The sequence below is a fragment of the Halomonas sp. JS92-SW72 genome (genome assembly GCF_003547075.1).
Classification (GTDB): Bacteria; Pseudomonadota; Gammaproteobacteria; order Pseudomonadales; family Halomonadaceae; genus Halomonas; species Halomonas alkalicola.
In genome coordinates this window covers 951624-973760 of sequence record NZ_CP032147.1, presented here as the reverse complement: position 1 = coordinate 973760, position 22137 = coordinate 951624, and the positions used below count along the sequence as shown (strand labels likewise).

The 22137-nt window shown below is 69.0% G+C and carries 25 protein-coding genes; 4 read left to right on the top strand and 21 right to left on the bottom strand.

The features are described from left to right. Positions 1-8 precede the first annotated feature (8 nt). The 11 genes from glp to D1793_RS04540 form a co-directional block, all read right to left on the bottom strand. Positions 9-1214, bottom strand: coding sequence for a gephyrin-like molybdotransferase Glp (glp, locus tag D1793_RS04590; protein ID WP_119021093.1), 1206 nt, complete (start codon positions 1212-1214; stop codon positions 9-11). A 77-nt stretch (positions 1215-1291) separates the two neighbouring features. After that, positions 1292-1813: a molybdenum cofactor biosynthesis protein B gene (gene moaB / locus D1793_RS04585; protein WP_119021092.1), complete on the bottom strand. Its 522-nt coding sequence runs from the start codon at positions 1811-1813 to the stop codon at positions 1292-1294. Further along, positions 1810-2130, bottom strand: coding sequence for a DUF1244 domain-containing protein (locus tag D1793_RS04580; protein WP_119021091.1), 321 nt, complete (start codon positions 2128-2130; stop codon positions 1810-1812). Before D1793_RS04580 ends, moaB begins: the two co-directional genes overlap by 4 nt. Before the next feature lie 101 nt (positions 2131-2231). Further along, positions 2232-3287: a formate dehydrogenase subunit gamma gene (locus D1793_RS04575; RefSeq protein WP_119021090.1), complete on the bottom strand. Its 1056-nt coding sequence runs from the start codon at positions 3285-3287 to the stop codon at positions 2232-2234. Positions 3288-3298: 11 nt separating this feature from the next. Continuing rightward, a complete protein-coding gene (fdh3B, locus tag D1793_RS04570) occupies positions 3299-3943 on the bottom strand; it encodes a formate dehydrogenase FDH3 subunit beta (protein WP_119021089.1) in 645 nt (214 codons plus the stop codon). A gap of 29 nt (positions 3944-3972) precedes the next feature. Beyond that, positions 3973-6825: a formate dehydrogenase subunit alpha gene (locus D1793_RS04565; protein WP_119021088.1), complete on the bottom strand. Its 2853-nt coding sequence runs from the start codon at positions 6823-6825 to the stop codon at positions 3973-3975. A gap of 31 nt (positions 6826-6856) precedes the next feature. Further along, a complete protein-coding gene (locus D1793_RS04560) occupies positions 6857-7060 on the bottom strand; it encodes a twin-arginine translocation signal domain-containing protein (RefSeq protein WP_110068731.1) in 204 nt (67 codons plus the stop codon). A 77-nt stretch (positions 7061-7137) separates the two neighbouring features. Continuing rightward, positions 7138-7770, bottom strand: a complete 633-nt coding sequence (locus D1793_RS04555; RefSeq protein WP_119021087.1) for a molecular chaperone TorD family protein — start codon at positions 7768-7770, stop codon at positions 7138-7140. A 2-nt stretch (positions 7771-7772) separates the two neighbouring features. Continuing rightward, complete coding sequence (locus tag D1793_RS04550) at positions 7773-9482, bottom strand: 4Fe-4S dicluster domain-containing protein (protein WP_119021086.1); 1710 nt, start codon at positions 9480-9482, stop codon at positions 7773-7775. A gap of 34 nt (positions 9483-9516) precedes the next feature. Then, positions 9517-10053 (bottom strand): DUF3306 domain-containing protein, encoded by a 537-nt coding sequence (locus D1793_RS04545; RefSeq protein ID WP_119021085.1) that lies wholly within the window; start codon positions 10051-10053, stop codon positions 9517-9519. After that, complete coding sequence (locus D1793_RS04540; protein ID WP_240407774.1) at positions 10050-10481, bottom strand: DUF3305 domain-containing protein; 432 nt, start codon at positions 10479-10481, stop codon at positions 10050-10052. Before D1793_RS04540 ends, D1793_RS04545 begins: the two co-directional genes overlap by 4 nt. A 132-nt stretch (positions 10482-10613) precedes the next feature. On the opposite strand from D1793_RS04540, the gene D1793_RS04535 reads away from it, so the two are divergent. Continuing rightward, positions 10614-11465, top strand: coding sequence for a formate dehydrogenase accessory sulfurtransferase FdhD (locus tag D1793_RS04535; RefSeq protein WP_119021084.1), 852 nt, complete (start codon positions 10614-10616; stop codon positions 11463-11465). Position 11466: 1 nt separating this feature from the next. Here the strand turns inward: D1793_RS04535 and D1793_RS04530 are convergent, their stop codons facing one another. Continuing rightward, complete coding sequence (locus D1793_RS04530) at positions 11467-12099, bottom strand: XRE family transcriptional regulator (protein WP_119021083.1); 633 nt, start codon at positions 12097-12099, stop codon at positions 11467-11469. A 123-nt stretch (positions 12100-12222) separates the two neighbouring features. Further along, the gene (locus D1793_RS04525) at positions 12223-13176 is read right to left on the bottom strand and encodes a histone deacetylase family protein (RefSeq protein ID WP_119021082.1); all 954 of its coding nucleotides are present in this window, start codon (positions 13174-13176) and stop codon (positions 12223-12225) included. Positions 13177-13291: 115 nt separating this feature from the next. Between D1793_RS04525 and D1793_RS04520 the strand changes: the two genes are divergently transcribed. Next, entirely contained in the window at positions 13292-16039 is a 2748-nt protein-coding gene (locus D1793_RS04520; protein WP_119021081.1) for a bifunctional acetate--CoA ligase family protein/GNAT family N-acetyltransferase, read from the top strand. Positions 16040-16134: 95 nt separating this feature from the next. Here the strand turns inward: D1793_RS04520 and pdxH are convergent, their stop codons facing one another. The 3 genes from pdxH to D1793_RS04505 form a co-directional block, all read right to left on the bottom strand. Next, positions 16135-16776, bottom strand: coding sequence for a pyridoxamine 5'-phosphate oxidase (gene pdxH / locus D1793_RS04515; RefSeq protein WP_110068723.1), 642 nt, complete (start codon positions 16774-16776; stop codon positions 16135-16137). A gap of 109 nt (positions 16777-16885) precedes the next feature. Next, a complete protein-coding gene (locus D1793_RS04510; RefSeq protein ID WP_119021080.1) occupies positions 16886-17233 on the bottom strand; it encodes an AzlD domain-containing protein in 348 nt (115 codons plus the stop codon). Further along, positions 17230-17934, bottom strand: coding sequence for an AzlC family ABC transporter permease (locus D1793_RS04505; protein ID WP_240407773.1), 705 nt, complete (start codon positions 17932-17934; stop codon positions 17230-17232). Before D1793_RS04505 ends, D1793_RS04510 begins: the two co-directional genes overlap by 4 nt. Before the next feature lie 126 nt (positions 17935-18060). Here D1793_RS04505 and D1793_RS04500 point away from each other — a divergent pair, with 126 nt between their 5' ends. Beyond that, on the top strand, positions 18061-18747 hold the full coding sequence (locus D1793_RS04500; RefSeq protein ID WP_119021079.1) for a cytochrome b/b6 domain-containing protein: 687 nt from the start codon (positions 18061-18063) through the stop codon (positions 18745-18747). A gap of 105 nt (positions 18748-18852) precedes the next feature. Here D1793_RS04500 and D1793_RS04495 read toward each other — a convergent pair whose 3' ends face one another. The 5 genes from D1793_RS04495 to D1793_RS04475 all read right to left on the bottom strand — a co-directional run bounded on the left by D1793_RS04495 (position 18853) and on the right by D1793_RS04475 (position 21350). Continuing rightward, a complete protein-coding gene (locus D1793_RS04495) occupies positions 18853-19329 on the bottom strand; it encodes a cytochrome c (protein WP_119021078.1) in 477 nt (158 codons plus the stop codon). 92 nt (positions 19330-19421) lie between these two features. Then, the gene (locus D1793_RS04490) at positions 19422-19823 is read right to left on the bottom strand and encodes a DUF2069 domain-containing protein (protein ID WP_119021077.1); all 402 of its coding nucleotides are present in this window, start codon (positions 19821-19823) and stop codon (positions 19422-19424) included. Further along, positions 19823-20446: an NAD(P)H:quinone oxidoreductase gene (wrbA, locus tag D1793_RS04485; protein WP_119021076.1), complete on the bottom strand. Its 624-nt coding sequence runs from the start codon at positions 20444-20446 to the stop codon at positions 19823-19825. The genes D1793_RS04490 and wrbA overlap by 1 nt, the downstream gene beginning before the upstream one ends. 34 nt (positions 20447-20480) lie before the next feature. After that, a complete protein-coding gene (arsC, locus tag D1793_RS04480; RefSeq protein WP_119021075.1) occupies positions 20481-20828 on the bottom strand; it encodes an arsenate reductase (glutaredoxin) in 348 nt (115 codons plus the stop codon). Between the two features lie 78 nt (positions 20829-20906). Next, a complete protein-coding gene (locus tag D1793_RS04475) occupies positions 20907-21350 on the bottom strand; it encodes a gamma-glutamylcyclotransferase family protein (RefSeq protein ID WP_119021074.1) in 444 nt (147 codons plus the stop codon). A 137-nt stretch (positions 21351-21487) separates the two neighbouring features. Here D1793_RS04475 and smrA point away from each other — a divergent pair, with 137 nt between their 5' ends. Further along, positions 21488-22081 (top strand): DNA endonuclease SmrA, encoded by a 594-nt coding sequence (gene smrA / locus D1793_RS04470; RefSeq protein WP_110068716.1) that lies wholly within the window; start codon positions 21488-21490, stop codon positions 22079-22081. The last annotated feature ends 56 nt before the right edge of the window (positions 22082-22137 follow it).

Here is a 22137-nt window from a genome sequence, read left to right as displayed (position 1 = left end):
CGAGGCGCTCAGGCCCCGCCGATCCAAAGACAGTCGACTCGGTCGCCCACCTCGAGACCCGTCTCAGGCGGGACCACCGCCAGGGCATCCGCCGCGATGCAGGAGGAGAGCACCCCGGAGTTCTGGTCGCGGAATGCGTGGGCGATGATCCCGTCCGCACCGAACTCGAGTCGAACGCGCATGTAGTGGGCGCGGGGCCCGGTCCGGGTGGCAAAGGCGGCTCTCGCGGCGAGTCGCGGCAGCTTGAGCAGCGACGGCGTGCCGAGCAGGGCGCCCATCAGGGGGCGCAGGAACAGCCAGGCCCCCACGAAGCTCGACACGGGGTTACCCGGTAGGCCCACGAAGCGGGCCTCGTGACCCTCGGCGGTGAGCCGCCCCAGGGCCAGCGGCTTGCCGGGCCGGATGGCCAGGCGCCACAGGTCCAGCTGCCCCAGCGCCTCCACCGCCGCCTTGACGTGATCCTCCTCGCCGACGCTGACGCCTCCCGTAGTGATCACTACATCGGCTTCCCTGGCCGCCGCGGCCAGGGCCTGGCGGGTGCCCTCAGCATCGTCGGGAATCGCGGCGACCCTCACCACCTCGGCGCCGAATCGCTCCAGCAGGCGCCTGAGCATGGGGCGGTTGGAGTTATAGATCTGCCCCGGACCGAGGGGGCGGCCGGGATCGACGATCTCGTCCCCGGTGGAAAGCAGCGCCACCCGGGGGCGGCGGCGCACCGTCACCTCGGTGATGCCCTGTCCGGCGAGGTGACCGAGCGCCGCTGCCTCGAGGGGCTCGCCGGCCGGCAGCAGTTCGGCACCCGCGCTGACGTCGCGGCCGCGGCGGCGGACATTGTCGCCAGCCGGGACCTCCGACGGGATCAGCACGCGCTCTCCCTCGACCTCGCAGCGCTCCTGCATCACCACGCAGTCGGCCCCCGGGGGAATGGCCCCCCCGGTGAAGATGCGTGCGCAGGTGCCGCGCCCCAGGGGGCCACCGGTGGCGCCCGCGGCGATGCGCTGGCTCACCCTGAGCCAGCCGCCGGCATCGCCGTGGTAAAGCGCGTAGCCGTCCATGGCGCTGTTGTCGAAGGGGGGCACGTCGAGGCGTGCCGGCACCGCCTCGGCGAGGATGCGCCCGGCGGCCTCTTCGCAGGAGATTCGCTCCCCGTAAAGGGGGATGACCCCTTCCAGCAGCGCCGTGAGTGCCGCCTCGACGGGCTTGAGATCAGACATGCCGGCCTCGCTCAGGGATCACGTAGTTGGCCCGAACTTGCAAGGATCTACACGGCTTGTGCCGGGAGATATTGGCGTCAGACATGCTGGCCTCGCTCCGGGATCACGAGGTTTGCGAAGTTACATGGCTTGTGCCGACTGTCGAGCTGCTCGGCGAGGATGCCGTCCCACCCGGTGCGACAGGCGCCGGTGGAGCCGGGCAGGCAGAACACCACGGTGGCGTTGGCCAGGCCGCCCAGGCAGCGGCTCTGGACCGTGGAGCTGCCGATCTCGTCCCAGCTGAGCTGGCGGAACAGTTCGCCGAAGCCCTCAATCTCCTTGTCGAGCAGGGCCCTGACAGCCTCGGGGGTGGAGTCCCTGCCGGTAAAGCCGGTGCCGCCGGTGGTCAGCACTACCTGGACGTCGGGGTCGGCGATCCACGCCGAGACCACTGCACGGATACGGTAGATATCGTCGGGGACGATCTGCCGGTCGGCCAGGCGGTGGCCGGCCTCGGTCAGGCGATCCACTAGCGACTGGCCGCTGCGATCGGTGGCCTCGGTGCGGGTGTCGGAGATGGTCAGCACGGCTATGGAGAGGGGGAGCATCGCTTCGCTCATCGTGCCTTCTCCTGCTTCTGGGCCTGGCGCGCCGCGAAGGCGGCCTGCTGCTCGCGGGTGGCCTCCTGCTGGTAGTGTGTCTTCCACTCCGAGTAGGGCATGCCGTAGACGTACTCGCGGGCGGCCTCATAGTCGAGCGCCTTCCCACGCTCCTCGGCGGCACTGACCAGCCACTTGGAGAGGCAGTTGCGGCAGAAGTCGGCCAGGATCATCAGGTCGATGTTCTGCACCTCCTTGTGCTCGTCGAGGTGCCTGAGCAGGCGGCGGAAGGCGGCGGCCTCGAGTTCGGTGCGGGTGGCGTCGTCGAGATGGTCCATGGCGCTCTCGTTCTCCCTGGGTGAGTTGGGTCAGGATGGAGCCAGCATAACAAAAGACACCGCCCGTAGGCGGTGTCGTGTGGGGGGCGGTTCAACGCGGTTCATCCGGGGCGAGAGGCCGTCTCGTTGCGGTCGCCATCGGTGGCACTGGCCGCGTCAAGGCGCTCCTCGGGCACCGCCTGGTCCTTGACCTCCTCGTACCAGAGATTGTGGTGGTCCTTGGCCCAGGTCTCGTCCACATAGCCGGTGGTCATGCCCTCCAGCGATCCCTCCGAGCCGATGGTGCCGATGTAGATATGGCCCAGCGCCACCGCGGTGAGCCCCAGGGCGCCGACCCCGTGGATCAGGTTGGCCCACTGCATGGTGTCGCGGCTCTGGCCGTAGTTGGGGAAGTCCAGCACGAAGCCGCTGGCCACCACGGCCAGGCCGGCGGTGGCCAGCAGCCAGAACCACAGCTTCTCGCCGCCGTTGGCAAAGCCGGCATCGGGATGGCCCTTGCCCACCAAGCCGCCGCCCTGGCGGAACCATTCCAGATCGTGGCGCTTCGGCCAGTTGTGCTTGAGCACCCTGGCCAGCAGCACGATGAGCAGCACCCCGAACAACGGGCCAAGGTAGTTGTGGGCCAGCTTCGAGGCCGAGATCATCGAGCCCCAGACCGCATCGCCGAACAGCGAGCGAAACACGTACTTGCCGTAGAGCAGGTTCAGGCCAGTGAGCGCCAGGACGATGAACAGCGTGGCCACCGTCCAGTGCAGCGAGCGCACGAATAGTGGCCAGCGCAAGAGCTTGCGGCCGGTACGCGGCTCGCTGAGGTCCTTGCGGCCGATGATCACGTAGAAGAGCGCAATCGCCGCGAACATCCCGCCTACGGCGATCAGGCCGAAGGGGGAGACCCAGCGGTTGCGCAGCTGCCGCCAGCGCTCGCCGCTGGAGTTGACCAGGTTGTAGGTGGAATCGAAGCGGGTGTCGCGGAAGTTGGCATCCACCTCGCCGCTGCGCACCTGGCGCCAGATATCGGGACTGACGCCGCCCACCGCGGTAGCCGCTTCGCGTTCGGTCTCCGCCTGGGCCATGGCGGGAGCGGCGAGCAGGGCGGTCAGGGCCAGCAGCACCGCCAGCAGCAGCCCCAACAGGGGCCCATTTCGGCACAGGCTCATGGCATCACCTCCTAGCCCTGGCGGGTCGCGTCATAGGCCAGCGCATCGGCCTGTGAGAGATCCGCGCCGGCGCGCGCCTGCTCGCGGCGCTGGTTGCCCGACCAGCCACCGTCGGGATGCCCGCGATGGATGACCCGCTGGCGAAAGATATCGGCCACCGTCTGGGCGTCGCCGGCGAGCAGCGCCTTGGTGGAACACATCTCGGCGCACAGCGGCAGCTTGCCCTCGGCAATGCGGTTGGCCCCGTACTTCTCGTACTCTTCCTCCTTGCTGTCTGCCGGCCCGCCGGCGCAGAAGGTACACTTGTCCATCTTTCCGCGCTCGCCGAAGGCATTCTGCTTCGGAAACTGCGGGGCCCCGAAGGGACAGGCGTAGAGGCAGTAGCCGCAGCCGATGCAGAGGTCCTTGTCGTGCAGGACGATGCCGTCGTCGGTCTTGTAGAAGCAGTCCGTGGGGCAGACCGCCATGCAGGGGGCATCGTCGCAGTGCATGCAGGCCACCGAGATCGAGACCTCATCGGCCAGGCCGTCGTTGAGGGTCACCACCCGCCGGCGCTGGATGCCCCAGGGGACATCGTTGGCGTTCTTGCAGGCGGTGACGCAGCCGTTGCAGTCGATGCAGCGCTCGGCGTCGCACATGAATTTCATCTGTGCCATGTCTTGTTCTCCTGGTCGCTGTCGATCGCTCAGGCGCGCTCGATCCTACAGATGGTGCACTTGGTTTCCTGCATCAGGGTCACAGGATCATAGCCGTAGGTCGTGGCCGTGTTGGCCGCCTCGCCCAGCACATAGGGGGCAGAGCCCTCCGGGTAGCGGGCATGCAGGTTCTCGCCCTGGAAGATGCCGCCGAAGTGGAAGGGCATGAAGGCCACCCCGCGGCCGACCCGCGGCGTGACCAGCGCCTTGACCCGCACGCGGCCGCCCTCGGCGCCCTCGACCCAGACGGTGTCGCCATCCCGGATGCCGATGTCGTTGGCATCCGCCGGATTGACCTCGACGAACATCTCCTGCTGCAGCTCGGCAAGCCACGACATGGAGCGGGTCTCCTCGCCGCCACCCTCGTATTCCACCAGGCGCCCCGAGGTGAGGATGATCGGGTAGCGATCGGAGTTGTCGTTCTCCTGGATGCTGCGATAGAGGGTGGGCAGCCGGAACAGTGAGCGGAAGTCGTCCCAGGTGGGGAACTGCTCGACCAGGTCGCGACGGGTGGTGTAGAGCGGCTCGCGGTGCTTGGGCACCTGGTCCGGGAAGGTCCATACCACGGCGCGTGCCTTGGCGTTGCCGTAGGGGGCGCAACCGTGTTCGATGGCCACCCGCTGGATGCCCCCAGACAGATCCGTCTTCCAGTTCTCGCCCTCGGCGGCGGCCTTCTCCTCGTCGGTGAGGTCGTCCCACCAGCCCAGGTCCTTGAGCATCTGGTCGGTGAACTCGGGATAGCCATCGTCGAGCTCGCCGGCGACCGGGGCCGAGCCCTCGGCCAGCAGGTTGACGCCATTGCGCTCGATGCCGAAGCGCGCCCGGAAGCCCATGCCGCCCTCCTTGACCGGGACGCTGGGGTCGTAGAGGTTGGGGGAGCCGGGGTGGGCGAACTCCGGCGTGCCCCAGCAGGGCCAGGGCAGGCCGTAGTAGTCGCCGTCGGCGGGACCGCCCTCGGCGCGCAGGTCCTCGAAGCTGAAGGTATGCCAGTTCTTCTGGTGCTCCTTGAGGCGCTCCGGGCTCTGGCCGGTGTAGCCGATGGTCCAGGTGCCGCGGTTGATCTCGCGCAGGATGTCCTCGATCAGCGGCTCCTTGCCGTTGACCTGGATATGGCGGGTCAGCTCCTCGGCGTAGCCGAACTTCTCGGCCAGCAGGTACATGATCTCGTGGTCGGGCTTGGACTCGAACAGCGGCTCGATCACCTTGTCGCGCCACTGCAGCGAGCGATTGGTGGCGGTCACGCTGCCGGTGGTCTCGAATTGGGTGCAGGCGGGCAGCAGATAGACGCCGTCGGTCCGGTCATGCATGACCGCGGCCACCGTGGGGTAGGGGTCGACGATCACCATCATCTCGAGCTTCTGCATGGCGCGGCGCATCTCGGGGCCGCGGGTCTGGGAGTTGACCGCGTGGCCCCAGTAGAACATCGCCTTGAGCGCGGTGCGCTGGGAGATCGCCTCGTCCTCCTCGAGCACCCCGTCGACCCAGCGCGAGACCGTGATGCCGCTGCTGTTCATGGGCAGGCCGTCGTGGTACTCGGTCTGGTCGAAGCGGCCCTTGAGCCATTCGTAGTCAACGTCCCAGACCCGCGCCCAGTGCTGCCAGGCCCCTTCGGCCAGGCCGTAGTAGGCCGGCAGGGAGCTGGAGTCGAGGCCTAGGTCGGTGGCGCCCTGGACGTTGTCGTGGCCGCGCAGGATATTCGCTCCGCCGCCGGACTTGCCGATGTTGCCCAGCGCCAACTCGAGGATGCAGTAGGCGCGGGTGTTGTTGTTGCCGGTGGTGTGCTGGGTGCCGCCCATGCACCAGACGATGCAGCCCGGCTTCTGGGTGGCCAGGCGCTGGGCCACGTCGCGCATGGTCGCCTCCGGCACCCCGGTGACGTCCTCCACCACTCTCGGGGTAAAGGTCGCCACCTCGGCGCGCACCTCGTCCATGCCGTAGACCCGCTGCTCGATGTACTGGCGATCTTCCCAGCCGTTCTCGAAGATGTGCCACAAGAGGCCCCAGATGAAGGCGACATCGGAGCCGGGGCGGATGCGCACATGGGTATCGGCCTTGGCCGCGGTGCGGGTGAAGCGCGGGTCGGCGACGATGATGTCGCAGTTGTTGCGCTCCTTGGCGATCAGGAAGTGCTGCATCGCCACCGGATGGGCCTCGGCGGGGTTGGAGCCGATGAACAGCATCGAGCGGCTGTTGTGCATGTCGTTGAGCGAGTTGGTCATCGCTCCGTAGCCCCAGGTGTTGGCTACCCCGGCGACCGTGGTGGAGTGGCAGATGCGCGCCTGGTGGTCGGTATTGTTGGTGCCCCACAGGGCGGCAAACTTGCGCAGCAGGTAGGCCTGCTCGTTGTTGAACTTGGCCGAGCCGAGCCAGAAGATGCTGTCGGGGCCGTGGGCCTCGCGCAGGGCCAGGACCTTGTCGCCGATCTCCTCGATGGCCTCGTCCCAGCTCATCCGCTGCCACTGGCCGCCGACCAGCTTCATGGGGTACTTGAGTCGACGGCTGGAGTGGCCATGCTGCCGCAGCGAGGCGCCCTTGGCGCAGTGGGCGCCGCGGTTGATAGGGTGGTCGAAGGCAGGCTCCTGGCGAGTCCAGATACCCTCCTGTACCTCGGCGTAGGTGCCGCAGCCCACCGAGCAGTGGGAGCAGATGGTGCGCTTGACCTCGATCGGGGAGTCAAGCACCGGTGTCTTGCCGCTCGCCTCGACGGGTCGCATCATCCCGTGGCCCATGAAGCCGGCGGCCGCCAGGCCCCCGGTGGCCGCGCCGCTGCGCTTGAGGAACTGCCGGCGGGAAATGCCGAGCCCCGCCGGGCGTGGGGTGTCTTGCTTGCGTGTCAGACGCATGGTGTCTTACCTCCTGACCTGGGCGGAGCGCTCAGTCGCGCAGGGTGGCGTAGTAGGTGCGGATATGCTCGGTTTCCCGATAGTTCCTCTCCGCCGGTTCGCGCTCAGGGGAAGGTGGGGCGTCTGCCTGGCTGAGGCTGACGTGGCCGATGACGGCGGTAGTGCCGGCCAGGGCGCCGCCGGCCCCCAGGGTGCGGAGGAAGCGGCGACGCTGGGCGTCATGGGGTCGGTTCATGGCGTGTTTCCTCGAATCAGGCGTTGGGACGTTCTTGTTGATTGTTGTTGACCGGGCCAGTCGAGTGGCCAGGGTGGCTAACCGGCAGCCGGGTCGATCATGCGCACCGGTGACTCCTCGGCCATGGCCTCGAAGCGCTGCCTCTCCTGCGCCAGAAAGGCAAGGCCCAGGCGCCCACTACCAGCGTAGATAGGGGGGTGCACCCTCGCCAGGTCACCCAGACAACGCTGCGCCCACGACGCCAGGTGCCGATGGAAGAAGACCGCCTGGTCCGGGGTGCCGCCCTCGACCAGCAGCGCCATCACCTCGAGCAGAGCGCCCAGGTGGTCCTCGGGGTCGCGGCTCTCCTCGGCCCGGGCGATGCCCAGCCGGCGCAGGTCGCGGCGCAGGGCCACCAGAGGCTCGTCCATCAGGGTGCCGTGCAGATACCAGGAGGCGTAGGGCGTGATCTCCCCCTGGATCACCCCGACCAGCAGCTCGAAATGCGCCCGGGCGGCGGCCTCGGGAGAAGTCGTCCGGGCGGCATCGGCCAGCTCCCGCCAGGCGGCGCTCATCTCGCCGCCTTCCTCGTCGGGCTCCAGGTGTGCAAGAAAATCGAGCAGTTCGGCATCCGGCGGCGCGAGCAGAAGCCGGGCAAGCAGGCGGTAGATATCGGCGCGCAGGGCCTCTCGCTCATTCAGCGTGGCCACGGTCTGGCGGTTGTCATGCATGGCTACACCTTCAGCTGGCGTTCGGGGTTGCGGGCGAGCTCCTGCCAGACGTCCTGGACGCGGCAGTCCTCGCACATCTCGAGGCGTGCTCGGGCCTCGCCGGCGAAATAGGGGTGGTCGGCCAGCTTGCGCTGGATGCTGGCGATGGTGCTGGCGGTGGCGAAGGGCTTGCCGCAGCGGATGCAGGCGAAGGCCGGCTCCTCCTTGATTACACGGGTCTCGCACCGCTCGGGCGCGGCGAGGAACCCCGGCGCGAGGCGGATCGCCTGCTCCGGGCAGCCGGCCGCACACAGACCGCACTGGATGCAGTCTGCCTCGCGGAAGGCCAGGCGCGGAGTAGTGTCGTCGCCGCCGGAGAGCGCCGGAGTGGGGCAGAGCGCCACGCAGCCCTGGCACAGCGTGCAGCGCTCGGTGTCCACCTCGATGGCGCCGAAGGGGGCTCCGGCGGGTAGAGGGTGGCTCTCGCCGCTCGGGGCACCCTGGGCGGCCAGCCAGTCGAGAGTGGCGTTGAGGCGTTCGCGCTTGCCTCCCGCAGGCTCGGCCCGGGGGCGCGCGATCAGCGCCGCTTCCCTGGGCAGGGCGTCGCGAGCACTGCCGTCGTCCTCGATGGGGAGCCACGCCAGGCGCTCGGGGCGGTGCCCCAGGGCCACCAGCAGCTCGCTGGCCTGGACAACCTGCGCCTCGAGCTGCTGCTGCAGGGTCGAAGGGGTATCGGCATCGCGCTGAAGGCGCACCCCGGCGGCGCCGGCTGCCAGGGCGGCGAGCCAGTGATCGAGCCCGGCGGCGCCGAGCTCCTCCAACTCGATGTCGAGCACATGGCCGGCCGGCTCGGTGGCTTCACAGCGGCGGCGCGCCTCGGTGACGAAGCGAACCACCGGGTGCTCGCCCCCGGCCTCGGTATAGGCGCCGAGCAGCCCTGCGAGGTAACCCTCCAAGGGCGCAGGGTGCGGCAGGCGATACTCGATGGCCCCGGTGGGGCAGGCGCTGGCACAGCTGCCTGCTCCGTGGCAGCGGTGCGGGTCGACCTCGATCCAGGCCTCGACCCGGCCCTGGCGGCTGGCCAGGGCGTCGGCCGGGCAGGTCTCCAGGCAGCGGGTGCACCCGGGCAGGCCGCTGCGCTGGTGGGCGCAGAGATCGGCGTTGATCTGCACGTGACGAGGGGCCTCGAAGACCCCGACGGAGGAGGTCAGCGTCTCCAGCGCCTGGTCGGTCTCGGCGCTGCCCCAGCGCACGGCATGGTAGCCCGGTGGGGGCAGCTCCAGGGGCAGGTGCGGCCGGCCGCCGAGGTCGAGGACCTGATCGAAGCGGGGCCGCCCCAGGGTGGCCTGGGCCAGGTTCACACTCTCCCCGTCCAGCGCGAGGGTGGCCAGGAAGCGGCCTAGGTAGCCCTCGAGGCGCAGGGCGTCGGCGCGGGCGACGGCATGGCAGGGCAGGGCAGCGGTGGTCTGCCAGATCTGCTCCAGCGCCGGGTCATCCTCGGCGCTGGAGCGCTCGGTCACCAGCAGGGCGATGCCCGGCAGCCGGTCGATCAGTCGGGCGGCGGCCCGCCGTGCGTCGAGTTCGCTACCCAGGATCAGCAGATGGCCCTGGCTCTCGAACTCCACGGTCTCGGGGGCCAGGTTGGCCGGCCAGGAGATGCGGCGCCTGGCGGCGTCGCGGGCGGCACGGTTGCGCCGGTCATCCAGCGACGTCAGGGCGATGGGAACGGGCATGAACACCTCTTGTTGTTGGGGGGTATGGCGCCTCTCAGTCTTGTCGATAATCGCTAATATGACCTATGCCACCTTGGTCGCGTCCGCCCGGTGCCGCATCCGGATCGGGCTCGCCTGGGGGCAGCGCCTCGTCGCCGGCGACTCGCGCCTCCTCCTCGTCAGGGCTGGCTTCCTCGATGGCTTCCTCGGGCTCGAGGGCCTCGTTGACCCGACGGCTCCAGTGGCGCAGGCGTTCGGCGACCTCGCGGGTCATGGGCTCGAGCTGGCTGTAGTCACCATCGTAGTCGTCGAGGCCGTCGCGGACCTGGTAGTGGTCTGCTTGCCATAGTCGGCGCAGCGCGCGCCGTCGCAGGGCCTGGCTGACGCCTTCCTGCAGATAGCGGCTTACCTCGCTGCCGGGGGGCAGGCTCTCGGGGTCGGGGAGGGTATCGTCCAGCAGGGGGGGCGGGGCGTCAGGCTCGTCGGTGACGGTCGCCACCTCGGGCGGTGGGGGCGGCGCCGCCTCCGCCGAGGCGGTGGGCTCGGCCTCCAGGCCGCGCTTGCGGCGCGACCAGCGCTCCAGGCGGTTCATGGCTGAGTCTCCCGCGCGCGTCCGGCGCCCTTGCGCTTCTTCTTGCGCTCCTCGACGGGCGCCTCGCCGCGGCGGGCCAGATAGGCCTCGATCCACACCTGGATGGCAAGGGGCATGGGCGCCTCGAGCACCTGCTGCTCGCCGTCCATCCAGGCGGCGGCCACGTCCTGGCTGGCGGTGATGCCGGCGGCGCTGGCGGGGCCGCCAGTAAATCCGGCGCGCACGAAGAGGCGAGGGTTGCCCGAGGAGAGGTTGAAGCGGTAGGCGGCGCGCTCGGTCATGGTGAGCTGCAGCCATAGGGTGGCGTCGCCGCCCCGCTCCGGGGTCAGCTCGGCAATATGCCACTGAGTGGCCCGAAAACCGTTGATGGTGTGCTCCCGGGCCGTCAGGGTGATGCCGACGGGGCGCAGGTGGTGGGCGTCTGTCACGGCGCGCTCCTGTTGTTGTGGATGGGGTGACGCGAGGACGGTGATAGCGGTGGCAGTGAAGACAGTAAGGCGCCAGGGTGCCATGATGGTCAAGTCGCCGTCGGCACCCACCCACCACAGACGAGACGCGTCATGCCGTTCACCCGCAGCCATGCCCGCCTGCCTGCCACCCTGGAGATCGAGGTCCTCGACGAGTTCGGCGAGCCCCGTCGCCAGGCCATCGCCGCCGAGCGCGCGCTGACCCTCTACCTCAACAGGCGCGAGATAGTCACCCTGATGACCCTGGGCGATGACCCCGAGGCGCTGGTGGTGGGCTACCTGCGCAACCAGGGACTGCTGACCAGCGGCGACGATCTCGTCGCGGTACATGTGGACTGGGAGGTCGAGGCCGCGGCGGTGGTGACTCGACACCTGCCGGAGGATCTCGAGGAGCGCCTGGGGCATCGCACCGTGACCACCGGCTGCGGCCAGGGCACGGTGTTCGGCCGGCTGCTCGATGCGGTGCCTCGCCGCCCGCTTGCCGAGACGCCGCTGCGCCAGTCGACCCTCTATGCACTGCTGGAGAACCTCGGCGATCACAACCAGACCTACCGCAGCGCCGGGGCGGTGCATGGCTGTGCGCTGTGCCATCAGGCTCAGGTACTGGACTTCGTGGAGGACGTAGGTCGGCACAACGCCGTGGATACCCTGGCGGGGCGGCAGTGGCTGGCGGAGGCGGATTCGGGGCAGGCGGATATCTTCTACACCACCGGGCGGCTCACCTCGGAGATGGTGCTCAAGGTGGCCCAGATGGGCATCGGGGTACTGGTGTCACGCTCCGGGGTGACCCAGAAAGGGGTGGAGCTCGCCAGCCGCTTCGGGGTGATGCTGATCGCCCGCGCCAAGGGGCGCCACTTCCAGGCGATCCACGCCGGCGAGCGCCTGGTGCTGGATGCCATCCCGACGCGCCGCCCGGGAGACCGGGCGGCCGGCACCGGGGGCTGACTCAGGCGGCGTCGACGCGGGTGCAGACCGACAGCACCACGGCATCCTCATCACTCACCGAGATCAGGGCGTGGCCCATGTCACTGTCGAAGTAGATGCTGTCGCCCTGCTCGAGCCGCAGCGGCTCGTAGAACTCGGTGTAGAGCAGGATCTCGCCGTCGAGCACCATCAGGAACTCCTCGCCGTCGTGGCGCACCCACTCGCCGAACTCATCGAAGCTGCGTGCCCGCACAATGGTCTTGAAGGGAATCATGCGCTTCTGGGCCAGCTCGCAGCTGAGCAGCTCGTGCTCATAGGTGGGGGTGGGGTGCTGCTGCCCGTGGCCGCGGCGGGTCAGGTCGCGGCGGCCCATGGTACGGCTCTGCTGGCGAGGCGGCGTGAGCAGCTGGGGCAGGTCGATGCCGAGCCCGCCGATCAGCTTCTGCACGGCGGTGAAGGTGGGCGAGATCTGGTCGTTCTCGATCTTGGAGAGGGTGGAGCGGGCTAGCCCGGTGCGCTGGCTGACGTCTTCCAGGGTCCACTGGTTGGCCAGGCGGATCTCTCGCAGGCGCTCGCCGAGGCGCAGCGGTTCGACGAGCGGCTTGCGGCCCGAGGCGATGCGCAGGGCGGCGTCCTGATCGGTGGTGGCGGTCATCGGCAGAAATTCACTATCGGAAACAGGTTTCCTCAAGCTTACCACAGCTGTCGACGATAACGCCGTTCTCAGGCCGGCCCGGCGCCGCCGTCGGCGGGAAACGTTTCCGCCCGACAAGAAACCTCAGGCCGAGGGCGCGGAGGCGTCACCGAAGGGCTGGCCGAGCAGCGCCTTGAGGTGGGCCTCGACGCTGCGGCCCAGGGAGTCCAGGTGATAGCCGCCCTCGAGCACCGAGACCAGCCGATTGTCCGCGTAGAGGGCGGCGATCTCCATGGCCAGGTGGGTGATCCAGTAGAAGTCCTCCTCTTCCAGGCACAGCTCGGCCATCTCGTCCTCGCGGTGGGCATCGAAGCCCGAGGAGAGCAGCACCAGCTCCGGCTTGAAGCGGTGCAGGGCGGGCAGCCAGTCGTCCTCGATGGCGCGACGGAAGGCGGCGCCGTCGGTGCCGGCCTCCAGCGGGGTGTTGACCACGTTCTGCCACTCACTGCGCAGGTAGCGCCAGGGATAGAAGGGGTACTGGAAGCTGGTGCAGACCAGCACATCGGGGTCATCCTTGAAGATGTCGATGGTGCCGTTGCACTGGTGCACGTCGAAGTCGAGGATGGCGATGCGCCGCGCTCCGTACCTGGCGCGGGCGTGGGCGGCCCCCACCGCCACATTGTTATAGAAGCAGAAGCCCATGGCATCGGTGGCCTCGGCATGGTGGCCGGGGGGGCGCACCGCACAGAAGACGTTGTCGGCCTGGTGGCGAAAGACCTGGTCGACGCCGCGGATCACCGCCCCCGCGGCCACCCGGGCGGCGTTGAGGCTGTCCGGGTTCATCATGGTGTCGCTGTCCAGGGTGACGATGCCCTCTTCGGGCACGCACTTGTCCAGGGCACGCAGGTGGCGCAGGGGGTGGACCCGCGCCAGCTCCTCCTCGGTGGCCTCGCGGGCCTCGGACTGCATGGTCTGCTGCAGCAGCCCGGAGAGGGACAGCCTGGCTCGGATCGCCTCCAGCCGCAGCGGGCTCTCGGGGTGCTCGGGGCCCATGTGGTGGAGCTGGCAGTGGGGATGGGTGATGTAACCGGTGATCATCGGTGCCTCCAGGCTGACTGGCGTCACTTTACTTTGCCTAATCCCTTGCCAGACAGTGTCAATAGGTCGTACACAGTAGGCAGCCAATCCAGCCACCAGCCGTCGGGAGAGCGTCTTGAGCACCCGTTTCCTGCGTCATTTCTTCGAACCTCGCACCATCGCCGTGATCGGCGCCTCGGAAAAGGCCAGTTCCCTGGGCGGGCTGGTGATCCGTAACCTGCAGGAGGCTGGCTTTCCAGGCACCATCTGGGCGGTGAACCCCAAGGGGTACGAGAGCGTCTTCGGCCAGCCTGCCTTCGCGCGCATCGGCCAGCTTCCCGAGGCCCCCGACCTCGCCGTCATCTGCTCGCCGGTGGCCACGGTGCCGGGGCGCATCGCTCGGCTGGGCAGCATCGGGGTGCGCGCCGCCCTGGTGCTCTCCGGTGGCTCCCACCTGGACGAGGCTCGCGACGGCAAGGCCTCTATCCGCCAGCGCATGCTCGATGCCGCTCGCCAGTCGGGGATCCGCGTGCTGGGGCCCGAATGCATGGGGCTGATCGTGCCGGGGCGCAAGCTCAACGCCTCCTACGCCAACCGGCCGATCAAGGCCGGCAAGGTCGCCTACCTGGGCCAGTCGGGCATGCTCGGCACGGCGATGATCGACTGGGCGGCGGGGCGCGGCGTCGGCTTCTCGCACCTGATCACCCTCGGCGACAGCGTCGATGTGATGCTTCCCGACCTGCTCGACTACATCAACCAGTTCTCGCCGACCCAGGCGATCCTGCTCCACCTGGAGAAGATCCTCGACGCCCAGCACTTCATGACCGCGCTGCGCGACGCCTCGCGCAACCGCCTGGTGCTGGCCATCAAGAGCGGCCGCACGCCCCAGTCGGACCTTACCGGCCTGCCGCCCACGCCGGGGGTCGCCAACCGCGACCAGATCTTCGATGCGGCCTTCTCCCGGGCCGGGGTGGTGCGCGTCCATGACTCCGATGAGCTCTTCGATGCGCTGATGACCCTGTCACGCATGAAGCCGCTGCGCGGTGACCGCCTGGCGATCGTCTCCAACGGCCTGGGCCCCGCCATGCTGGCGATCGACAAGCTGATCCATGCCGGGGGCAAGCTGGCCATGTTCACCGAGGAAACGCGCCGCGCCCTCAGGCAGGGCGACTTCGACATGAGCAAGCCGGGGGAGAACCCGGTGGACCTGGGTGGCAACGCCACCCCCGAGAAATTCGTCGATGCCATCGAGATCGTGGCCGCTGACCCCGGCGTCGATGCCGTGCTGGTGGTGCATGCGCCGACCCGCCTGGCGCCCTCCCGGACCACCGCCGAGGCGGTGGTGGCCAACCGCAAGCGCTTTCGCCGCAACCTGCTGACCAGCTTCATGGGGCTCGAGGAGGCGCTCTCGGCGCGCCACGAATGCAACCTGGCGGGGATTCCCACCTATGTCTCCCCCGAGAAGGCGATCAACGCCTTCATGCACATGGTGGACTACCAGCGGGTGCAGGCGCTGCTGCAGGAGACCCCTCCCAGCCTGCCGTTTGCCACCACGCCGGACATCCGCGCCCGCTGCCGCACCCTGATCCAGGAGGCCAAGGCCGAGGGACGCGAGACGCTCTCCCACTCGGAGACCGCCCAGGTGCTGGAGGCCTACGGCATTCCGGTGGCCCAGAGCCGCTACGTGGCGACCCCCGAGGAGGGCGCCGAGGCGGCGGTGGAGTTCGATGGCGCCATGGCGCTCAAGGTGGTGCACGAGGGGAACTGCCGGCCGTTTCGCTATCGCAAGCACCCCCACCGGGTCTCGGCGGGGCTGCTGCAGGACCTGAAGAGCCCCGAGCAGGTGGCGGAGGGGATCGCGCTGCTTGGCGAACAGGTGAGCGAGAAGTATCCCGCCTTCAGGGTCCGCGAGTACTGTCTGCAGCCCATGCAGCGCGGCAAGCACTCGCTGCAGGTGTGCGCCGGTGTCACCCGGGACCCGGTGTTCGGCCCGGTGATCGTCTTCGGCATCGGCGGTTACAAGGTCAATATCCTGGCCGACCGCCAGGTGGCGCTGCCCCCCCTCAACATGACCCTGGCCGAGGACATGGTGGATCGTACCCATGTGGCGCGCCTGATCAACGAGCACTCCAGCGACCCGCAGCGCGATATCGGCCGGCTCTGCCAGCTGCTGGTCAAGCTGTCGCAGATGGCCAGCGACCTGCTGGAGCTCCGCGGCATGGAGATCAACCCGCTGCTGCTCAACCGTGACGAGATGGTGGCGGTGGACTTCGCCATGGACCTCGGCACCCCGGCCCGCTTCGCAATCATGCCCTACCCGGAGGAGCTGCGTGAGTGGGTGACCCTCAAGAACGGCTGGGAGGTGGAGGTGCGCCCGATCCGGGCCGAGGACGCCCCGCTGATCACCAGCTTCCACCGTCAGCTCTCCGAGGAGAGCATCCGTTTCCGCTACTTCCACAACAAGTCGGACCTGACCCAGCGCGACCTGTCGATGCTCTCGCACATCAATTACGACCGGCAGATGGCGTTCATCGCCGAGCATCGGCGCGAAGATGGCAGCAAGGAGATGCTCGGCGTGGTGCGGGTGTGGAACGACCCGGACAACATCCGCACTGAGTTCTCGGTGATCATCCGCGATGACCTCCAGGGGCTCGGCATCGGCAGCCTGCTGATGAACAAGATGATCGACTACTGTCGCAGCGTCGGCACCCTGGAGATGATCGGCAAGATCATGGTGGATAACCACCCGATGCGCGCTCTGATGAAGCACCTCGGGTTCAGCCAGCGCTACAACATGGAGGAGCAGGTGGTGGATGCGGTGCTGCGCCTCAACGAACCCGAGAGCGAGTGGCAGCGCCATCGCCTGGAAAGCCTGCCCGACTGAGGGCGCCCGGCACGAACTGCCCCAACGCGAGACCCCCGCCGGTGGCGGGGGTCTCGCGTTGCCGATCAGCGGGCCCGTGTTGGCCGCCGGGTCGCTCAGGGGGCCATGCGGAAGTGCTGCCACTGGCCATCGCGGGCCTCGTAGCGGATGCGGTCGTGGAGGCGGCTGGGCTGGCCCTGCCAGAACTCGATCATGGTGGGCACCACGCGGTAGCCGCCCCAGTGCACGGGGCGCGGGATCTCCTGTCCCTCGTAGGCCTGCTCGAAGCGGCTCTGGCGCTCCTCGATCCAGGTGCGTCCGGGGATCACCACGCTCTGGGTGGCCACCCAGGCGCCCAGCTGACTGGCCCGCGGACGGCTGGCGAAATAGGCGTCGGACTCCTCGGCGCTGACCTGCTCGACGCTGCCCTCGACCCGCACCTGGCGCGCCAGGCTGGGCCACCAGAACACCAGGGCGGCATTCGGGACGTTGGTGAGCTCGCTGCCCTTGTGGCTGTGGTAGTTGGTGTAGAAGACCAGGCCCTGGTCGTCGATGCCCTTGAGCAGGACGATGCGCGCATGGGGCAGCCCCTGGCTGTCCACGGTGGCAAGGGTCATGGCGTTGCCGTCATCGCCCTCGCTCTCGAGCGCGAGGGCCAGCCACTCCTCGAACAGCTCCATGGGGTTCTCGGTGGCCTGGGCCTCGTCGAGTTGCCCTCCCTCATAGTCGCGGCGGATATCGGCGATGTTGCGTGTCATGGAAATCTCCTCGAAGTTTCTAGCATGGTCGCCTCTGCGCGCCTTCAGCTCAACACCCTTTGCCGTTCTCGAGCGGGATTTGTGATCCTAAGCATATGGCGATGCGCGCTCAGGGTGTCCAGCCCAGCTGCACCATGGCCATGTAGGCCGCGGTGCCGCCGATGATGGAGAGCAGGGCGTTGCGCCGCCACAGGTGCAGCGTGACCACCTCCAGGGAGGCCAGGATCATCGGCCAGCCATTGGCCGCGGCGTTGAGCTGGCCCTCGGCCAGCGGGCGGAAGTCGCGCAGCGCATAGATCACCAGGATCATCATCACCGTGGGGGGCAGGTAGCGGCCCAGGTGCAGGATCAGCGGGTGCTCGGCCTGGCGGGCCAAGGCCACGAAGGGGATCACCCGGGTGGCGAAGGTGGCCAGGGCGCATACCGCGATGAACAGCAGCAGGGGGGTGTGGCTCATGAGCGGCTCTCCTGGGGGCGTGCCGGGCGCTGGAACCGGTAGTGGGCCAGCAGCACCAGGCTCGCCGCGCCGATGGCGCCGAGCAGCAGGTGACGGTCGGGCAGCAGCAGCAGGGCGCCGATGCCCGTTGCCAGGGCAATCACGAAGGGCAGCGCCTGGCGCAGCCGGCGCGCCTGCTCCAGGGTGAGCACAATGAAGAGCGCGGTGAGGGCGAACTCGATGCCGCGGCTGTCGAACGCCAGCGTGCTGCCGATCAGCGCCCCGGCCAGGGAGCCGAGCACCCACCAGACCTGATTCAGCAGGCCGATGCGAAAGGCCAGGGCATGGTCCCGGGCGCGCTCCGGCGGCAGGGTGGTCAACAGCGAGTAGGTCTCGTCGGTGAGCGAGAAGATCAGGTAGGGCTTGCGCCAGCCGGCACCCTGGAAGCGCCTGAGCAGCGAGAGTCCGTAGAAGAGGTGCCGCGAGTTGAGCATCAGGGTGGCCACCGCCACCTCGATCAGGCCGGCACCGGCGGCCAGCAGCGCCACCGCCAGGAACTGGCCGGCCCCGGCGTAGATGGCCATCGACATCAGCAGGGCGGCCCAGACCGGGATACCCACCTCGATGGCCAGGATGCCGAAGGCGGCCCCCAGCGGCAGGTAGCCGAACATCACCGGGACGGTCAGGGTGCCGGCCTCGCGCCAGGCGTTGGGCGATGACAAGAGGTACACTCCTTCTGCGAGCCACCGGGATGGGGGTGGTGTCCATGGAATCGCCCATGGTAAGCCAAAAACCCGGTATTGGCAGCCCGCAGCCGGAGAATCCACTGTAATCAGCAAGGAGGCAAGATGACGCGACTGAAAGTCTGGGATGTGCCGACACGGCTCTTTCACTGGGGTCTGGTCGGCTGCGTGGCACTGGCGTTCTACACCATGAAGACCGACGGGGCGCCCTTCATCTTCCCGATCGATATCCACGCCCGGGGCGGCTACGTGCTGATCGGCCTGCTGCTGTTCCGCTGGATGTGGGGCCTGGTGGGCAGCCATCACGCCCGCTTCGGCAGCTTCCTCTATTCGCCGGCCACCCTGTGGGGCTATGCCCGGCGCCTGGTGGGCGGGCGTCTGCCCCTCTTCGCCGGCCACAATCCCCTGGGCGGCCTCATGGTGATGGTAATGCTGCTGTCGCTGACCTTCCAGGCCGCAAGCGGCCTCTTCCTGACCGACGACATCTTCTTCAATGCGCCCCTGCATGGCCTGGTGGACCGCAGCACCGCCCGCACCCTGGCCGGGCTGCACGACCTCAACGCCAACCTGCTGATGGGGCTGATCGCGGCGCACCTGCTGGCCCTGGTGGTGCATCGCCTGAAGGGGGAGCGTCTGGTGGGGGCGATGATCACCGGCCGCAAGTCCCTGGCGGGCGAGCCCGAAGACGCCCCCTCGACCGGCGCCCAGGCCCGCCATCCCGCCCGTTCCTGGCTGGCCCTGGTGGTGATCACCATCGCCGCACTGCCGGTGATCTGGCTCTGGAACGCCTGATCGCCATCCGTGCGGCAATGTCATGCCAGATGCACAAAGAAAGCGGGGCGGCCTTTAGGCCGCCCCGCGCGATGTTGACGCTGCAACCGCAGCCGGGACCGTGCCTCAGTCCGCGCGGTAGTTGTCGTGGCAGCCGCGACAGCTGTTGACCACGGCCCCCATCTGGCGACGCAGGTCGCTGAACTCCGCCTGGTCATCGACCATCTCGGCCAGGGTCGCCGCCTCCCGGCGGAAGGTGGCCTGGCGCTCCTCGAAGCCCGCCCAGTCGTCGCCGATGACCGCCAGCGCCCGCGTCTCGATGCCGTGACCATCCCCCTGCAGCGAGCCCTCGATGAAGGCCTCCCAGGGCAGGTGCGCGAGGGCCGCCAGGTTGCCCGCGCGCAGCGCGAACTCCTCGGCGTCATAGTCGATGTTGCCCTGGACCATGTCGCCCAGCGGGCCGGTCTGGAAGGCCATCACGCGCAGTGCGTCCTGGCGATACTCGATCGCCTTGTCGACCTCCAGCGCCTGGGCGGAGGCGGAGGCGAGCAGGGCGGCGCAGAGGCCGAGGGGGGCGAGCAGGGAGCGTCGGGTTGCGGTCATCACGATCTCCTTTCGTGTGGCGGGTCATGAATTGTATGGCTTGAGTCAGCCGTCTTGAGCTGAATCAAGCCTTCCAAGCGTAGCACGTGGGCCTAGTTCCCGCGGGCCGCGCGCTGCTGGCGGCTGCGAAAGCGGGCATAAAAGGTGCAGCCGCCGAACAGCGCCAGCGCCGCCAGGGCGATCAGCCAGCCCAGCCAGCCGAGCCCGGGCAGGATCGCGACGTTCACCCCGATCATGAAGTAGAGCAGGCTGACGAAGGCCAGCCAGGCGTGCCCGCGGGGTCGCTTCGCCAGCAGGGAGGGCAGGAACAGCACCAGCGGCAGCAGGAAGGCCAGCAGCGGACGCAGGTTGCCATCGTCGCGAGCCAGCAGCAGGCCCCAGACCAGCAGGGCCACGACCAGGACCCCATAGCTGCCCAGCACCCAGCGGCGCGATCGGTCGGTCAGGTGATCCAGCCCCTTCTCGGCCTCCAGGGCTTCGAGCCAGCGCCTCATCAGCGTTCCTCCCTGGGCATCGCCGACAGCGCCAGGGCGAGCCTGGCCAGGCGGCGGCCCTGGGCGTGGGCCAGGTGGCGCTCCTGATCGTCCAGGGGGCGGTCGCTGCGCTTGCCGGCCAGGTGGCTGGCCCCGTAGGGGGTGCCGCCGCTGGTGGTCTCCATCAGCTCGGTCTCGCTGTAGGGCAGGCCCGCATAGAGCATGCCGTGGTGCAGCAGGGGCACCAGCATGGTCAGCAGGGTGCTCTCCTGGCCGCCGTGCAGGCTGGAGGTGGAGGTGAAGGCAGTGGCCGGCTTGTCGATCAGCGCCCCGCCGAGCCACAGTTCGCTGGTGCCATCGAGGAAGTGCTTGAGGGGGGCGGCCATATTGCCGAAGCGGGTCGGACTGCCGATCGCCAGCCCCGCGCAGTGACGCAGGTCGTCGAGGCTGGCGTAGATGGCCCCCTCGGCGGGAATCTCCGGGTCCACCGCCTCGCAGGTCGGCGAGACCGGCGGCACGCTGCGCAGCCGCGCCTCGATGCCGCGAACGGACTCGACACCGGCGGCCAGCCGTTCGGCCATGGCACGGGTGGCGCCGTGGCGGGAATAGTAGAGTATCAGCACATAGGGCAGGGAGGCGCTCATCGGGGCTCCTGGGGCAGGGAGGGATGGGAAGGGGTCACGCGAGCAGACGAAGAATGTCTTCGGGCGGGCGGCCGATCACGGCGCGCCGGCCGTCGTCGGCGATGGGGCGCTCCATGAGCCGCGGATGGGCGACGATCGCCGAGATCACCTGCTCGACGTCGCTGGCATCGGCATCCAGGGCTTTCCACTCGGGCTCCTTGGTGCGGATCAGGGCCGAGTGGTCGCCGTCGAGGCGGGCGATCAGCGCGCGCAGCTCGTCGGCGTCGAGCGGCGCCTCCAGGTAACGGCGTACCTCCACCGGCACGCCGCGCTCCTCGAGCAGGGCCAGCGCCTGGCGGGACTTCGAGCAGCGCGGATTGTGGAGGAGGGTGATGGCGGTCATGTCGACTCCTTGTCGAGGGCGGTTCGCCGCCGGGACCGGCCCGGGGCAGCGGCCATTGTATTCGGCGGCGTGGGGCGCTCACAACCGAGCCCCGTCGAGGGCCTCCTCGGGCAGGCGCCGGTAGACCCAGGCGTCGCTGCCGTCGGCCAGGGTGAGGCGCACCCGTTCGTAGCGCAGGCCGAGGCGCTCGTAGCGATCGAGCCGGGCGAGCTCCTCGGCGCTCACCGTGATCACCTCGCCCTCGACGCGCTCGCCGGGGGCCTCCTCCAGGTCGAGGGCGCTGCGGCGGAAGTCCTCGAGCGTGGCCGGTCGTGACTCGCCGGCGCGGCCGGTGACGATCCAGCGCACCAGCCCCGAGCGCAGGGTGCCATAGACGAAGACCTCGTGAGGCCCCGCCTCGATGGGAGGCAGGTGGTCGGGGCGGTCGTAGGTGAAGGGGCTGAGCATGGTGAGCCAGAGCCAGCCGGCGAGGGCAAGGGGCAGGCCGAGCAGGGTGGCGAGCAGCAGGTGTAGGCGTCGCATGGGGCTCCTTCCGGGAGGGGAGCGTCCCATCCTGCCATGCCGCGAGGGCGTTGTCCGGTGTTCGTCATCGGGCGGCTTAAGCCGGGCCGAGCGCTCTGCTAGGATGGAGCCTCCCCATGACGAACGTGAGGTGCCCCATGACCCGGCAGGCGTGTTATGACCTCGACTTCCAGGCCTTGATGGGTGACGTACGCCCACTCTCCCGGGACCTCAATCGCGCCGACCCCGGCCGCACGCGTCGCGCGCCCAGCGAGGCACAGCTGGCCAGGCGGGAAAGCGCCGCCGCTGCGCCAGCAGGCCATGGCTTTCTCTCCGATGATTTCGTCGACCTGGTGCCTCCCTTCGACCCCCTCGAGTACCGGCGCGACGGCATCCAGCAGGGGGTGGTGGACCGCCTGCGCCATGGCGGCTACGCGGACCAGGCGCGCCTGCACCTGCTGCGTCGCCCGCTGGAAGAGTGCCGGCGAGCGCTGCCGCCCTTCATCCACGAGGCCTTCGCCCACGACCTGCGCTCGGTGCTGATCGTCCACGGCCGCGGCCAGGCGATCGACAGCCCGGCCAACGTGCTGCGCTCCTACCTGGCCAAGTGGCTGCTGCAGTTTCCGGAGGTGCAGGCCTATGTCTCCGCCCAGCCATCGGACGGCGGCCTCGGCGCTACCTGGGTGATGCTGCGCAAGAGCGAGCGGGCGAAGGCGGCCAACCGCGAGCGGCAGCAGAAGCGAAGGGGGTAAGCGGGTAATGTAGGTGAGGTTGGTGATTGCGGGGCTTTCCCGGCGACAGGCCTGTA

What these genes read in the sequence shown, in the direction of transcription:
- D1793_RS04490 (WP_119021077.1), bottom strand. Translation starts at nt 19,823, where the DNA reads ATGAGGCGCTGGCTCGAAGCCCTGGAGGCCGAGAAGGGGCTGGATCAC.
- wrbA (WP_119021076.1), bottom strand. Translation starts at nt 20,446, where the DNA reads ATGAGCGCCTCCCTGCCCTATGTGCTGATACTCTACTATTCCCGCCAC.
- D1793_RS04525 (WP_119021082.1), bottom strand. Translation starts at nt 13,176, where the DNA reads ATGATCACCGGTTACATCACCCATCCCCACTGCCAGCTCCACCACATG.
- D1793_RS04555 (WP_119021087.1), bottom strand. Translation starts at nt 7,770, where the DNA reads ATGCATGACAACCGCCAGACCGTGGCCACGCTGAATGAGCGAGAGGCC.
- pdxH (WP_110068723.1), bottom strand. Translation starts at nt 16,776, where the DNA reads ATGACACGCAACATCGCCGATATCCGCCGCGACTATGAGGGAGGGCAA.
- smrA (WP_110068716.1), top strand. Translation starts at nt 21,488, where the DNA reads ATGACCCGGCAGGCGTGTTATGACCTCGACTTCCAGGCCTTGATGGGT.
- D1793_RS04550 (WP_119021086.1), bottom strand. Translation starts at nt 9,482, where the DNA reads ATGCCCGTTCCCATCGCCCTGACGTCGCTGGATGACCGGCGCAACCGT.
- D1793_RS04575 (WP_119021090.1), bottom strand. Translation starts at nt 3,287, where the DNA reads ATGAGCCTGTGCCGAAATGGGCCCCTGTTGGGGCTGCTGCTGGCGGTG.
- D1793_RS04580 (WP_119021091.1), bottom strand. Translation starts at nt 2,130, where the DNA reads ATGGACCATCTCGACGACGCCACCCGCACCGAACTCGAGGCCGCCGCC.
- fdh3B (WP_119021089.1), bottom strand. Translation starts at nt 3,943, where the DNA reads ATGGCACAGATGAAATTCATGTGCGACGCCGAGCGCTGCATCGACTGC.
- D1793_RS04475 (WP_119021074.1), bottom strand. Translation starts at nt 21,350, where the DNA reads ATGCGACGCCTACACCTGCTGCTCGCCACCCTGCTCGGCCTGCCCCTT.
- glp (WP_119021093.1), bottom strand. Translation starts at nt 1,214, where the DNA reads ATGTCTGATCTCAAGCCCGTCGAGGCGGCACTCACGGCGCTGCTGGAA.
- D1793_RS04495 (WP_119021078.1), bottom strand. Translation starts at nt 19,329, where the DNA reads ATGACCGCAACCCGACGCTCCCTGCTCGCCCCCCTCGGCCTCTGCGCC.
- D1793_RS04530 (WP_119021083.1), bottom strand. Translation starts at nt 12,099, where the DNA reads ATGACCGCCACCACCGATCAGGACGCCGCCCTGCGCATCGCCTCGGGC.
- D1793_RS04560 (WP_110068731.1), bottom strand. Translation starts at nt 7,060, where the DNA reads ATGAACCGACCCCATGACGCCCAGCGTCGCCGCTTCCTCCGCACCCTG.
- moaB (WP_119021092.1), bottom strand. Translation starts at nt 1,813, where the DNA reads ATGAGCGAAGCGATGCTCCCCCTCTCCATAGCCGTGCTGACCATCTCC.
- arsC (WP_119021075.1), bottom strand. Translation starts at nt 20,828, where the DNA reads ATGACCGCCATCACCCTCCTCCACAATCCGCGCTGCTCGAAGTCCCGC.
- D1793_RS04500 (WP_119021079.1), top strand. Translation starts at nt 18,061, where the DNA reads ATGACGCGACTGAAAGTCTGGGATGTGCCGACACGGCTCTTTCACTGG.
- D1793_RS04565 (WP_119021088.1), bottom strand. Translation starts at nt 6,825, where the DNA reads ATGCGTCTGACACGCAAGCAAGACACCCCACGCCCGGCGGGGCTCGGC.
- D1793_RS04535 (WP_119021084.1), top strand. Translation starts at nt 10,614, where the DNA reads ATGCCGTTCACCCGCAGCCATGCCCGCCTGCCTGCCACCCTGGAGATC.
- D1793_RS04545 (WP_119021085.1), bottom strand. Translation starts at nt 10,053, where the DNA reads ATGAACCGCCTGGAGCGCTGGTCGCGCCGCAAGCGCGGCCTGGAGGCC.
- D1793_RS04510 (WP_119021080.1), bottom strand. Translation starts at nt 17,233, where the DNA reads ATGAGCCACACCCCCCTGCTGCTGTTCATCGCGGTATGCGCCCTGGCC.